General features: G+C 55.9%; 15 protein-coding genes. 5 read left to right on the plus strand and 10 right to left on the minus strand.

All coding sequences use genetic code 11. The annotated features are described in order from the left end of the window. Positions 1–131: 131 nt before the first annotated feature. Positions 132–692, plus strand: a complete 561-nt coding sequence (locus tag MJ205_RS18645) for a YaeQ family protein (protein ID WP_021026607.1) — start codon at positions 132–134, stop codon at positions 690–692. Here the strand turns inward: MJ205_RS18645 and MJ205_RS18650 are convergent. Next, a complete protein-coding gene (locus MJ205_RS18650; protein ID WP_239809823.1) occupies positions 676–1,104 on the minus strand; it encodes a DUF3717 domain-containing protein in 429 nt (142 codons plus the stop codon). The genes MJ205_RS18645 and MJ205_RS18650 overlap by 17 nt on opposite strands. 470 nt (positions 1,105–1,574) lie before the next feature. Here MJ205_RS18650 and MJ205_RS18655 point away from each other — a divergent pair, with 470 nt between their 5' ends. From MJ205_RS18655 to MJ205_RS18665, 3 genes are all read left to right on the plus strand, one after another. Continuing rightward, a complete protein-coding gene (locus MJ205_RS18655; protein ID WP_230779765.1) occupies positions 1,575–2,318 on the plus strand; it encodes a TerC family protein in 744 nt (247 codons plus the stop codon). A gap of 67 nt (positions 2,319–2,385) precedes the next feature. Beyond that, positions 2,386–2,826, plus strand: a complete 441-nt coding sequence (locus MJ205_RS18660; protein ID WP_230779768.1) for a hypothetical protein — start codon at positions 2,386–2,388, stop codon at positions 2,824–2,826. Between the two features lie 126 nt (positions 2,827–2,952). Next, positions 2,953–3,309 (plus strand): phage holin family protein, encoded by a 357-nt coding sequence (locus MJ205_RS18665; RefSeq protein ID WP_230779770.1) that lies wholly within the window; start codon positions 2,953–2,955, stop codon positions 3,307–3,309. On the opposite strand, the gene MJ205_RS18670 is transcribed toward MJ205_RS18665, so the two are convergent. Further along, entirely contained in the window at positions 3,277–4,974 is a 1,698-nt protein-coding gene (locus MJ205_RS18670) for a M48 family metalloprotease (protein WP_239809824.1), read from the minus strand. The two genes, MJ205_RS18665 and MJ205_RS18670, sit on opposite strands and share 33 nt — an antisense overlap. A 199-nt stretch (positions 4,975–5,173) precedes the next feature. On the opposite strand from MJ205_RS18670, the gene moaC reads away from it, so the two are divergent. Then, on the plus strand, positions 5,174–5,647 hold the full coding sequence (moaC, locus tag MJ205_RS18675) for a cyclic pyranopterin monophosphate synthase MoaC (RefSeq protein ID WP_239809825.1): 474 nt from the start codon (positions 5,174–5,176) through the stop codon (positions 5,645–5,647). A 364-nt stretch (positions 5,648–6,011) separates the two neighbouring features. On the opposite strand, the gene MJ205_RS18680 is transcribed toward moaC, so the two are convergent. The 8 genes from MJ205_RS18680 to sucC all read right to left on the minus strand — a co-directional run bounded on the left by MJ205_RS18680 (position 6,012) and on the right by sucC (position 13,250). Beyond that, entirely contained in the window at positions 6,012–6,791 is a 780-nt protein-coding gene (locus MJ205_RS18680) for a hypothetical protein (protein ID WP_239809826.1), read from the minus strand. 18 nt (positions 6,792–6,809) lie between these two features. Next, positions 6,810–7,454 (minus strand): methyltransferase family protein, encoded by a 645-nt coding sequence (locus MJ205_RS18685; RefSeq protein WP_239809827.1) that lies wholly within the window; start codon positions 7,452–7,454, stop codon positions 6,810–6,812. Then, the gene (locus MJ205_RS18690) at positions 7,444–8,505 is read right to left on the minus strand and encodes a hypothetical protein (protein ID WP_239809828.1); all 1,062 of its coding nucleotides are present in this window, start codon (positions 8,503–8,505) and stop codon (positions 7,444–7,446) included. The genes MJ205_RS18685 and MJ205_RS18690 overlap by 11 nt, the downstream gene beginning before the upstream one ends. Before the next feature lie 66 nt (positions 8,506–8,571). Continuing rightward, positions 8,572–9,051 carry a pilin gene (locus MJ205_RS18695; RefSeq protein ID WP_305852700.1) on the minus strand — a complete coding sequence of 160 codons (480 nt, stop codon included), beginning with the start codon at positions 9,049–9,051 and terminating at the stop codon, positions 8,572–8,574. A 312-nt stretch (positions 9,052–9,363) separates the two neighbouring features. Further along, on the minus strand, positions 9,364–10,044 hold the full coding sequence (locus MJ205_RS18705) for an FHA domain-containing protein (protein WP_239809829.1): 681 nt from the start codon (positions 10,042–10,044) through the stop codon (positions 9,364–9,366). A 336-nt stretch (positions 10,045–10,380) separates the two neighbouring features. After that, positions 10,381–11,064: a TerC family protein gene (locus tag MJ205_RS18710; RefSeq protein ID WP_239809830.1), complete on the minus strand. Its 684-nt coding sequence runs from the start codon at positions 11,062–11,064 to the stop codon at positions 10,381–10,383. A 112-nt stretch (positions 11,065–11,176) separates the two neighbouring features. Then, the gene (sucD, locus tag MJ205_RS18715) at positions 11,177–12,073 is read right to left on the minus strand and encodes a succinate--CoA ligase subunit alpha (RefSeq protein ID WP_021026616.1); all 897 of its coding nucleotides are present in this window, start codon (positions 12,071–12,073) and stop codon (positions 11,177–11,179) included. A 16-nt stretch (positions 12,074–12,089) separates the two neighbouring features. Continuing rightward, the gene (gene sucC, locus MJ205_RS18720) at positions 12,090–13,250 is read right to left on the minus strand and encodes an ADP-forming succinate--CoA ligase subunit beta (RefSeq protein WP_021026617.1); all 1,161 of its coding nucleotides are present in this window, start codon (positions 13,248–13,250) and stop codon (positions 12,090–12,092) included. Positions 13,251–13,327: the final 77 nt, after the last annotated feature.

A 13,327-nucleotide genomic window follows, 5' to 3' on the forward strand; every position in this document is an offset into this window, starting at 1 on the left:
GTGCGCCCCCAGAGGCCAGGTACACGCTGGCCTCTTGCCTTTTCTCTCACCGCCCGGCGGACTGCAATGCGACCGCCCGGGCGCGCCGGATTCACCCCCGAAGCCCAGGCTTCGTCACCAGACCCTGCCCCATGGCTATCAAATCCACGATCTACAAGGCCAATCTGTCGATTGCCGATATCGACCACAACTACTACGCCGACCACAACCTGACCCTGGCGCGCCACCCCAGCGAAACCGACGAGCGCATGATGGTGCGCCTGGTGGCGCTGGCCCTGAACGCGCACCAGCTGCAGGACCTGTGCAACGGCGACGGCACGCTGGGCTTTGGCGCCGGCCTGTCCGACCCGGACAACCCCGATGTGCACCTGACCGATTTCACCGGCGCCAAGCGCATCTGGATCGAAGTGGGCCAGCCCGAAGAAAAGCCGATCACCAAGGCCTGCAACAAGTCGGACCATATGCTGGTCTACTGCTTCAACCATGCGGCCGAGATCTGGTGGAAGGGCCTGGAAGGCAAGCTCGCGCGCCAGGAAAAGCTCGAAGTGTTCCGCCTGCCGACGGAGGTGTCGCAATCGCTAGCCGACCTGGCCGAGCGCAGCATGCAGCTGCAGGCCACCATCCAGGAAGGCCAGCTGACCTTGTCCAGCGACAAGGGCACCGTCTTTGTAGAACCTATTCGCTGGAAGTGATGCCGCCTGCGGAACGCGCACGTTCCGCATAGCGGTTGAAGCGCCAGGCCGTGCCCTGCGCGGTGATGCGCCGCCACACCGCCCGCTTTTGCACAGGCGTGTAGGCCAGCCAGTGCTGCACCTCGTCGAAGCTGCGGCCGCAGCCCGTGCAGACCTCATCGCCCTGGCTGGTGGAGCAGATGGCGATGCAGGGCGTGTCCGGGGTGGTCTCCCACCAATCCAGCCAGGCCCGCATCGCGGCATCCCCCAGCTCGCGGGCCTCCACCGCATCCTGGCGCTGGTAGACCATCCGCGCATACACCTCGGCCAGCGCAGCAACCTGGGGTGACAGCGACGCACCCGGGCCACTGGGCGCGCGCTGGCGCCAGTGGTTGATGGCCGCTTCCAGATCAGTCAGGTGGATGGATTCCATAGCTGCGGGGATGATAGCTCTGCAGCAACCAAATCACCAAACGCCAGCCCGCATCCACTTGTTCACAGCTTGTTATCCACAGGTGTGGGCAAACACAAACATGCGGGAATACTCTGTGCGCTGGCCCGGTCTTTGTCACCCCAAAGCGCCGTGTTTGTGTTCCAATACGCGCTGACGAAGGGGAGTAGCTCCCGTCGATGCCTTGCCTGCGGCAAGCGCAGCGACATGTAATGCGTCGTCAGTACGAAGCCTCACGGCTTCCGGCGCGTTAGGTTCATGGCCCACATGATCTGAGCAAGACCTTTGAAAACCATGGTGCCGCACCACAGGTCTTTCGAAGCTACTGCCCCGGCTGTTGGCCATTTCTAGCGTCAACGCCGAACCACGTCGCCTCCCTGACTTGTAACGACACCCTACTGGCTGGTCTGTGCATGGTGCATGGGCCGCTTTTTCAAAAATTAGGTGCTTACATGGACTTGGATTTTCTGACGCACGCGCCCTTCTGGATTGCACTGGGCCAAATCATCATCATCGACATCCTGCTCGGCGGGGACAACGCGGTGGTGATTGCACTGGCTTGCCGCAAGCTGCCCCCTGACCTGCGCCGCAAAGGCATCATCTTCGGTACCGCTGGCGCGATCATCTTGCGCGTCATCCTGATCGCGTTCGCGATGTTCCTGCTGGCCCTGCCGTTCCTGAAGTTTGTCGGCGCCATCCTGCTGTTCTGGATCGGCATCAAGCTGCTGGTGCCTGAAGACGAAGACCACGGCAACATCCAGGGCAGCGACCGCCTGTTTGCCGCCATCAAGACCATCATCGTTGCCGACCTGGTGATGAGCGTGGACAACGTGATCGCCATTGCCGGCGCCGCACAGAACGCCGGTGACGAGCACCACATGCTGCTCATCATCCTGGGCCTGCTGATCTCGATCCCAATCATCGTCTGGGGCAGCCAGCTGGTCATCAAGCTGATGGAGCGCTTCCCGATGGTCATCACCGCCGGCGGCATGCTGCTGGGCTGGATTGCAGGTGGCATGCTGGTGTCCGACCCCGTGTTTGCCAACCCTGACAAGTGGACCTGGATGTTCAAGATCGACCAGAGCAAGACGCTGCACTATGCAGCCGCTGCCGCTGGCGCACTGATCGTGCTGGTGCTGGGCAAATGGCTGGCCGGCAAAAAAGCCAAGGAACTCCCGGCGGCCAACGTACACTAAGCCTATACCCGCCCTCTATCACCACCGCTGGCAGCCCCGCGCTGCCAGCCCCACTTAGGCCACTTGGATGAACGTAAAAATAGTCTTTGTAGATGATGCCGCCTTTGCCCTGCAGCGCTTGAACGAGCGCGCAACCATCAACGACGAGCACTGGGTGCTGGTGGCTTGTGCCCCCAAGATCACCCGCAGGGCCAGCCGCTGGGGCAATCGCAGCACCCTCGAAAAGTGGCGCAACAAGTGGGCCAAGAACCTGTTTGAGGGCCTGATCCCGCAAAGCACCCAGCTGCAGCGCGCCCGCGTCTCGACCCATATCTCGGAAGTGAGCGTTCAGCAAATGACCGCCCAACTGCATGCCGAGTACCCCGAGGCCGAAGTGCTGGACTGGCGCCGCCCCAAGGCCATCTCCGAGCCGCCATCGGCCGACTTTGTGCCGCGCCCTGCCAAGCTGGCAGGTTCGCTGCTGGGCATTCTGGGTATCTGTTTCAGCCTGGTACTCGACGGCGCGTAAGCCATCAGCCGCACCACCCCACATAAAGCGCCTTCGGGCGCTTTTTTCATGGCGGGGTTTGCCAAGCCAGCTATCGTTGGATGCCGGCCTATACACAGCGCGCCTGCCATCCGCTATGCTGGAGCCATGAAACTCATACTCAAATGGCTGCTCTCCGCAGTCGCCCTGCTCTGTGTCGCCTACCTTTACAGTGGCGTGGAAGTCCGCAGCTTTGGCGCGGCGCTGATTGCAGCGCTGCTGATAGGGCTGTGCAATGCGATAGTGCGGCCCGTGCTGATCGTGCTGACCCTACCCGTCACCATCCTGACCTTGGGCCTGTTCATCTTTGTCATCAACGCGCTGATGTTCTGGGCCGCGTCCGGCATCGCAGGCAGCGGCTTTGTGGTGCATGGCTTTTGGGCAGCGCTGATCGGCTCTGTGCTCTACTCCATCATCAGCCTCGTCATAGAATCACTTACGGGCCGCCTGCTCCTTGGCAAGTGATTGCATCTCGCGCAAGCGGGTGTCGATGATCGAGGCCTCGTAGTAGTCGTTGCGGTTGGGGCTGTTGCGCGCCATGTCCTGCCCGGCGCGCAGGCGGTCTACCGCTGCTGCGTAGTCATACTGTGCAGCCCGGCTCTCAGCCTCGGCACGGATGGAGCGCAGCGGCTGGTTCTGCTGGCGCAGCACCCATGACAGCGCAAGCCAGGCCCCCGCATCCTTGGGCCACTGCACCACCAGGGTCTGCAAGCGGCTGCTGGTCTGGCGCAAGACTCCTTCGTAGGCCGCCAAACCTGTGGCAGGCAGCTGCGCCAGTGCCTGTGCAGCCAGCACCAGCTCGGGCCGGTCACTGCTCTGGCCTGCATCGTCGCCCACCACCGCTTTGACCTCCGGCAGCAGCACATCGCGGCTGCTGTCCTGGATGCTCAGCGATTTGTCCGAGCCCTGCGTGATCACCGCCTCATTGACCAAGCCAGTCATCGCATTGCTGACGGTCACCGAGGTGCTACCTGCCTTGCTGGGCAGGGTCTTGAGTGGCTGGATCTTGGCCAGCGTCGCCAACGCATCCTGCGGCTGGCGGTTGCGCAATGCCAGATCAGCGCGCAGCAGTTGCGCCTGGCGCATCGCATCGGGATGGGCCTGCACGGTGGCATCCAGTTGGTCCAATGCGGCCAACGCTTCAGCATGGCGCCCCAGCTGGTTTTGGGACATGGCGGCCAGATACCAGACACCTGCCCGCTGCTCCAATGAGCGGTTGGCAAAATCGGCCGCCGTGGTCAATTGCACCCATTGGTGCAATACCTGGGGCTCAGGCTTTGACAGTATGCGGGCCCGGGCCGACATCATCTGCGCCACCATGCCCGTGTCCTGTGGTTTGCGTGCAGCACCGGCCGGCAAGCGTGACTGCATGTCGGCAATGCGCTCGGTCGTCAGCGGGTGGGTGCGCAGGTAGGGCCAGCTGCCGTTGTCGTTCATGCGGTTAGCTTGCTGCAGCTTTTCAAACATGCTGACAAAACCCGCTTGCGAGTAGCCGGCAGGCGGCATCAGGCTCATGCCGGTGCGATCCGCCTCGCGCTCCATATCGCGTGAAAAGTTCAGCTGCGACTGGATGGCGGCGGCCGAACTGCCCACCATCAGCGCCTGGGCGGCAGCCGGGTTCTTGCTAGCCGCCAAGGCGCCCAAAATCATGCCGGCAATCATCACCGGCGTCATGCGCGACTGGCGGGCCAGCATGCGCGCAATATGGCGCTGGGTGATATGGCTCATCTCGTGGGCCAGCACCGAGGCCAGCTCGTCGCGGCTCCCGACCACGCCCACCAGACCAGTCTGCACCCCCATAAAACCGCCTGGCAGCGCAAAGGCGTTCACGGTCGCATCCTGGATCAGCATCACCTGCCAGGCAAAGCGTTCCTGCAGTTCAGACGTCAAGGTGCCGCGCTGGCGCGCCGCCAGCATCAGCTCCTGCCAGATGCCGTTGACGTACTCATACAGAATCGCATCATCCAGAAACTGCGGATCGCGATAAATCTCGCGCGCAATGTCATCCCCCAGGCGCCGCTCCTCGCTGGTGGTCATCTCGGCGCCCTCGCCCATCGCCGGCAAGCTGGTATCCGCCCGCACCTGCAGGGGGGCCAGGGCGGTCACTGCCGCCATATGGGCCGCGAGCAAGGCACATGCTGTGCGTTTAAAAAACCATGTATTCATCAATAATCCGTGCTGCAACAGAGGCTGAATCTGCATCAAGGCGAGAGCCAGCCCGGGGCGCGCTCCCCGCCATCATGCATGAACGCCAACACGTATGATGAAGCACCACTGCACAAGTTGCACCCTGTATTGCAGCTTGTGACGCATTGAACACGGAAGCACTATGACTGAACTCACCCATTTCGACGCCCAGGGCCAGGCCCATATGGTCGACGTCGGCGCCAAGCCTAACACCCACCGCATTGCAATCGCGGAGGGCTTCATCACCATGCAGCCGGCCACCTTGGACATCATTGCTGCGGGCACTGCCAAAAAAGGGGACGTGCTGGGCATTGCCCGCATCGCCGGAATCATGGCGGCGAAGAAGACCAGTGAGCTGATACCGCTGTGCCACCCGATTGCGTTGACCAAGGTGGCGGTGGAGTTTGAGGTGCTGCCGGAGAAAAATGCTGTGCGATGCGAAGCGCGGACAGAGACGGTAGGGCAGACGGGGGTGGAGATGGAGGCGCTGGCTGCAGTGCAGATTGCGTTATTAACTATATATGATATGTGCAAGGCGGTGGAAAGGGAGATGGTAATAAATGGCACACGCTTACTTGAAAAGCACGGGGCAGAAATATCAATCTTAATCGATTAGGCAAATTTACTCCCAAGTAAAGCTGCTTGTATTTTATAAATCGCAAGGTGACAATTTAGGGGCGCAGTTGACTGAATATGCGGATAAGGTTTATTAGACTTATACAAACCCCAATTCCATTTTACTTAATTACCCCCAACTTACACCGCGACAGACTGAGAAAACACCGACGCACATTGGCAGATGCCGCATCAGAACAGAATCATTTATTTATGACCGCACTAGCACAATTTTTAAAAATCTTAAAAATATATATCAAATCCATATAGCATTTAGCAAAGTATTAATATTCGCAATACTCAGAATCCCTGCAATAAATTTGCGAACTTCATTGTTTCGAGCGTACACTCAAATCTAAATATCATTACTCCCACCCGCTTATCGGTGCATATCCTACAATATATGCCTGCCCATCCAATAGCACAATCCAGCCATCCAGTGATTTCTGACTGACCAGCGGCAAATAAGAGAGCTTATTGATCGTCAAATTTGTTTTCTGAACAGCATCGTCTATCATTGAGCGATGTAATGGGGACAAGCGTTGGTAAAGTTGGATCAGCGGCTGCATATTCACTTGAGCAAACGCCCGGTTTGGCTCATAAGGCCACCACCAGTCTGGCCGAGTACTAGGTTCATGGCCTTGCAAGGAAAGTGACAGGTTCTGACTCACCTCTTTATTACTACGAGGCGATCGAATACTGAGCAACCATGGCCCCCCCCACCATGGCATGCATTGATAAGCCTTGTCCGCTTGCATCAAGGACTTCGATTCAATCTCCGCCGCAGTTACCATCACAAAACGATCCACCTCATATACAACTGCCACCGGACGCGCTAGACTAATACTATATAGACCATAAAACAGTGCGCTTAACTGCACAGCGCCTACAAGGGATAGATCCCAGATCAGCTCACGTCTGGATTTAGTGGTCTTGAACAGGACCAGTGTTAGGAGAGGCCCACACACCAGATCTACCCCTATCACAACCAAAAAAAGAAAGGTTCCTCCGGCAAGTTCGCGAAAGGGAAATGGAAACCATGCCTTAAACACCAATATTGCTGCCAGCGCTGCAATGCCCGCGCTTACTAACAAGTGAATGCCACAAGCCTTAATCACCTTAACATACTTGATCGTAAAACTCATAAAATTAATTGGTTTCTCTTAAAAGATCCCAGGCACCAACCGCCAGCGCACTTTTCTAGCGTAGATTATATAGCCAGGGTCTTTCCTTAAAATTTTCTCCTCTTCAAAAATGCGAATGAATTGGCACATCCAGTTGAAACACAACACTAGCAAATTGAAAAAACTGAAGAATGACAGAATGAATCCGATATGTGCCACCAAGTAACTAGCATAAATAGGATGCCGCACAAAGCGGTAAGCTCCCCTTTGCTGAATACCTCGATTGGCTGGAGCCAGGCCAAAACTGAAGCCCAGCGAAGCCTTAGAAAAAATCTGCATCACTATTCCCAGGCACTGGAGCGAGACGCCATAAGACAAAGGGATCAATGAGACATGTGGATATTGAAAAAAATCAAAAAAAATATAATAAAAGCTACCACCGATTGTAGAAAAAATTGCCAGAATTGACAAATTAACCTTCTTCGTATCTCTAGAAAAAATAACCAACCCTACCGTAAACAATTCAGCAATCAGGAGGAGAAAATAATTTATTTTTTTTGTTTGGCTGTACACCTCAAAAGCCTGCAAACAGAAATTGAATAACAAAGCCACAACAATAATCCGCACACCAAACCGCAGGATTTTGTAACGAGCCCACAGATTATTAATAAATTCAGCAAGCATTTAAACTCTCCCAGATATATTTATTCTCCTTACGCCATATTACATTATCAATGAAGTAGTGATGGATATTTATGAACAACCAAAATGCGGCTGTAAAAAGCATCCCCACCTGCGACATTAAGTTAACCTTCCCCGAATTTATATAATCCAACACACCTGGAATTAACCAAAATAAAACAAATCCCCATCCAATCAAATACAACCAACGGCGAGTTTTTTCTTGTTTAGATTGTTTTTTTTCTTTATTGTCGTAAAATTTTTCTACCACATGCATGTATTGCATAGAGTGAAAAAATGGAATCACAAGCATTAACAACGGAAAAGAGACACCAATCGCGACCCAAACATACAAAGACACCAGATATCCCATTAACCCTGCACTCGGCCAATCCTTTTGATGTTTGCCTATTTGACGCCAGTAACCAATATTCCTCCGAATACCAATTATTACACCAACACTAGTAATACCAAAAAAAATTGCAGCGGGCAATAACCATTGCTGCAAGGAGCTTCTCTCCAATGGGAAATACCAGCCTAAAAAACCAACCCCGCCTTCAGCAGAAAACAACAAGCACATACTAAATATCCAGCACGCATAGGCATTCCATAGCATCCAGCGCCGTACTTTCGGCTGCCAATAGCATCTTTTCAGAGCCGCCTCCGACATTGCCATGCCAAAACCCTGTTTAACATAGTGCCACCCCACACTGATCCCGTAGAGAAAAATGACTAAGGTAAGCACGAAATCATCGCCATGAAAATACTTTACAATACCAATAACTAATAATATCGACAACCCTAGTGGAACTATGATAGCAGCGACCCACCAACGGATTTGTAACGTTTTTTGAAACTCACTTGTTTTAATTTTTGGATACATTTCAAAAAAAAGTTTATAAGAGGCCATAAAATGAGGATGATTCATGAAATTCGAAAAAATCATCATCAAAACACCAAAAGGCGCGATCCAAGCCTCATTTAATCCTATAAAAACTGCGATCAATACCAAGAGTGAGTAGCCACCCATTGCCGCCTTGGAGTAACCTCTCATCTCCCCTCCTTATAATAATTAAAAAAAAGAGGCCGAAGCCTCTTTTAATAGATATATCTTTATTTATTAAGGGTTAGGAGCCGCCGCTGCTGCACGGCAGGCTTGTGGACGGAATTTTTGATTTACAGTACCGCCTGTGCAGTCCCACAATTGACCACCATTCGTTGTTGCAAAAGTGATAGTTTGGCCCGATGCGCGGGAATTAGAGCCCATCGTCCCAGTTATAGTGCCATTCGGATAGGTGCCGGCAACAGTGCCGCCTAACGATGAATATTTACCGGTCAAATTCACTGCGATCGATCCAGCAGCAACTGATTGGTTATTTGTTCCATCAGATTGGACCAGGCCTGGCCATGCATTTTCATTAGCACCGTATTCAGACAACGGAGCCTTCAGCCCGCCCAGCAGTTCTGTTGGTTCCGCCACCTGGGCGCGGGTGACGTAATCGTTATAAGCAGGCAAAGCCACAGCAGCCAAAATACCGATAATCGCCACAACGATCATCAGTTCGATCAGGGTGAAACCCTTTTGCATCTTACGCAACATGTTGAATCCTCTCTATGTAACCAGTGATTAGGTAGCCTTGTCGAACGACTTGGCGTGCTTCACTTACTGCAAGTGCTGTGCCAACTTCTAGCGCCCATACATCTCGCGGCGTTGACTGACAAAAATGCGGCGTTTTGTTAACTTATTGTGCAAGACGTTCATAAATGTCAGCAAGCCAAGATGTCTGCCATTTTTGTCACCTTCTGAACGCCTGTGCAAGCTATGCGCATGGGCGGCAGAAACAGAAACGGCACCCGAAAGTGCCGCTGCGTCTCTTGAGGACTTGACTATATAAGCCCAAGGTTCAGAGTCCTAACCCCAAAACTCATAAGCCATCCCCGCCAGCTCAATCCTGTCCCCCTTGTGCATCGACAAAGCCACGCCATTGAGCGCCTGGCCGTTGAGCACCACATCAGCCGAACCATCGACCTTGGTAGCAACGTATCCCTTGCCGCGCTTGGTCAGTGCAGCGACGGCGATGCCGGGGCGGCCGACCGTGGTGACGACCTTGGACAAAATGATGTCTTCGCTCGCGCCGCTGACGGCGCGCAGGTAGGGGCTGGGGGTGTAGGGCTGCCCTTCGGCGGGGGGGAAGTCTGCGGGGACGGTGGGGCTGTCTTCGCCGTCATCGGCATGCGCGGGCTTGGCGGTCAGGCTGCCGGCTTCGCTGGCATGCAGGTAATGGCTCTCGGGCACCAAAGAGTTCATCAAAAAGCGGATGCGGCATTTGCCGACGTCCAGCAGGTCGCCGCTTTGCAGTACCTGGCGGCGCACTTTCAAGCCGTTGACCTTGGTACCGTTGGTGCTGCCCAGATCTTCGACGACGACGATGCCGATCTTCTTCTCATAGGTGAACGCCACATGCTCGCCGCTGACCGCCATGTCGGTCAGCACGATGTCATTGGTGGAACGGCGCCCCAAGGTGACCCTGGACTCGGTCAGTACGTAGTCCTGTATCACCACACCATCTATCGAAACTATGAGTCTTGGCATATTGATAAACCTCAGCGCGATTATATGCAAATAAGCTATACAAATGACGTTGGCGATACGCTGTTGACAAAGGATCACGATGTGTTGCGGACTCCCGTGATTTAGCTAATGGTTAACCCTATAAATACCCTTGATCGATGCGCCCCCTGAAGCACATCGCCAAGCGCAGCAGCGGTTTATCTTGATGCCTGCAATGGGTTCGCGGGCGTTGCGCTGCTCACGCCGTAGCTGCCGCAGGGGCGCACCGGGGCAGTACACGTGGCCCGTGCAAAACCGAAGCCCTGAAAAGCAAAAAGCGCCCTAAGGCGCTTTAGCGAGAGAGAAATGCAGACCCGGTCAGTGTGCAGGCGCTGTATTGCGCTTTTGCAGCCACAGGCCCAAGCCCACCACCAGCGCTGCGCCAGCAGCGGCAGCCAGGTAGTGCAGTGCAGGATTGGCTTCGACAAAGCCGTGCAGCAGCTTGTCGTTCATGATGGTCTCGCCACCCACCCAGCCGATGAGGCCGGCACCCAGAATCACGATGACCGGGAAGCGCTCCATCAGCTTGATCATCAACGTGGAGCCAAAGATCACCAGCGGGATCGAGATCGCCAGGCCCAGGATCAGCAGCAGCATATTGCCGCCCGCAGCAGCCGCCACGGCTATCACATTGTCCAGGCTCATCACCAGGTCGGCGATCAGGATGGTGCGAATGGCGGCCATCATCGTGCCGGTGCCCTTGCCCGCGCCCTCTTCTTCGTCGTGGCTGGTCAGCAGCTGCAGGCCAATCCACAGCAGCAGGCAGCCGCCAACGATCTGCAGGAAGGACAGCTCCAGCAGCTTGGCCGCCACCACGGTCAGCACGATGCGCAGCACCACGGCGGCCCCGGAGCCGAACATGATGGCTTTTCTTTGTTGTTCAGGGGGCAGGGAGCGCGCTGCAAGCGCGATGACGACGGCGTTGTCGCCCGAGAGAATGATGTTGATCCAGATGATCTTGACCAGCCCGATCCAGAAGTCGGGATGATTGACGTAATCCATGTTGCGCTCCGTAGTTATGAATAAAGACGCCAGACCTGAACGATCTGGCGTCTTCTTTTTATGGAGTACGCAGTTTAGCGGGGCGCGCAGCCCCTGGCATGCGTAATTTTGCTTATTTCAGCAGGCCTTGCAGCAGGCGGCCCATTTCGGATGGGTTGCGGGTGATGGTGAAACCGCACTCTTCCATGATGGCCAGCTTGGCATCTGCCGTGTCGGCGCCGCCGGAGATCAGTGCGCCAGCGTGGCCCATGCGCTTGCCGGGAGGGGCAGTCACACCAGCGATGAAGCCCACCACAGGCTTCTTCATGTTGGCCTTGCACCAGAGCGCGGCTTCCGCTTCGTCTGGACCGCCGATTTCGCCGATCATGATCACAGCATCGGTGTTCGGGTCGTCGTTGAACGCCTTCATCACGTCGATGTGCTTCAGGCCGTTGATAGGGTCACCACCGATACCGACTGCCGACGACTGGCCAATGCCCAGCTCGGTCAGCTGCGCCACGGCTTCATAGGTCAAGGTGCCCGAACGGCTCACCACGCCGATGCGGCCTGGCTTGTGGATGTGACCGGGCATGATGCCGATCTTGATTTCACCGGGGGTGATCAGACCAGGGCAGTTAGGGCCCAGCAGCAAGGTCTTCTTGCCGCCAGCCGCTTCCTTGGCCTTCATCTTGTTGCGCACTTCCAGCATGTCGCGCACTGGGATGCCTTCGGTGATGCAGATGGCCAGGTCCAGATCGGCTTCCACCGCTTCCCAGATCGCAGCAGCAGCGCCTGCAGGTGGCACATAGATCACGGACACGGTGGCACCGGTGTCCTTGGCAGCATCCTTGACCGAACCGTAGATGGGGATGTCGAAAATCTTTTCGCCAGCCTTCTTGGGGTTCACGCCAGCGACGAAGCAGTTCTTGCCGTTCGCGTATTCCTGGCACTTTTCAGTGTGGAACTGGCCGGTCTTGCCGGTGATGCCTTGGGTAATGACTTTGGTGTCTTTATTGATATAGATAGACATGTGTGTTCTCCAGGGCTTACTTCACTGCGGCAACGATCTTGGTGGCGGCTTCGGCCATGGTGTCGGCCGAGATGATGGGCAGGCCCGATTCGGCCAGCATCTTCTTGCCCAGCTCTTCGTTGGTACCCTTCATGCGCACGACCAGTGGCACGCTCAGGTTCACCGCCTTGCAAGCGGTGATCACGCCGGTAGCGATGGTGTCGCACTTCATGATGCCGCCGAAGATATTGACCAGAATGCCCTTGACCTTGGGGTTCTTGAGCATGATCTTGAAGGCTTCGGTGACCTTCTCGGGGGTGGCACCGCCGCCCACGTCCAGGAAGTTGGCAGGCTCGCCGCCGAACAGCTTGATGGTGTCCATCGTGGCCATGGCCAGGCCAGCGCCGTTCACCAGGCAGCCGATATTGCCATCCAGGCTGATGTAGGCCAGGTCGAACTTCGAAGCTTCCACTTCAGCAGGATCTTCTTCGTCCAGATCGCGCAGGGCCACCAGTTCTGGGTGACGGAACAGCGCGTTGGGATCGAAGTTGAACTTGGAGTCCAGTGCAATCACGTTGCCCTTGGAGTCACGGTTCAGCGGGTTGATTTCCACCAGCGAAGCGTCCGTGTCCATGTAGCACTTGTACAGCTTTTGGCAGATATCGATGAACTGGGCCACCGAATCAGCAGGCATGCCGATGCCCTTGGCCAGCTCTTCACCATTGGCTTGCGTGAAGCCAGCAATGGGATCGACCAGCACGGTGATGATCTTTTCAGGGGTGCTGTGCGCCACTTCCTCGATGTCCATGCCGCCTTCGCTCGAAGCGATGAAGGCCACCTTCTGCGTGCCACGGTCGGTCACGGCAGACAGGTAGTATTCCTGCTGGATGTCGGCACCGTCTTCGATGTACAGGCGGCGCACCTTCTGGCCTTCAGGGCCGGTCTGGTGGGTCACCAGTTGCATGCCGAGGATTTGCTCGGACAGCGCCTTCACGTCGTCGATGGTCTTGGCAACCTTCACGCCACCGCCCTTGCCGCGGCCGCCTGCGTGAATCTGTGCCTTCACCACCCACACGGGGCCGCCCAGCTTCTGTGCTGCTTCCACTGCTTCTTGCACAGTGAAGGCGGGGATACCGCGCGGAACGGGCACGCCGAACTGACGCAAGATTTCCTTGCCTTGGTATTCATGAATTTTCATGATGTCTCTCAGTAAAACAAAATGGGAAAAAAACCCGGCGGCCGAGCGCGCAGAACAAAGAACTCGCAAACAAGGCA

Source organism: Comamonas sp. B21-038 (assembly GCF_022387135.1).
GTDB classification, from domain to species: Bacteria; Pseudomonadota; Gammaproteobacteria; order Burkholderiales; family Burkholderiaceae_C; genus Comamonas; species Comamonas sediminis.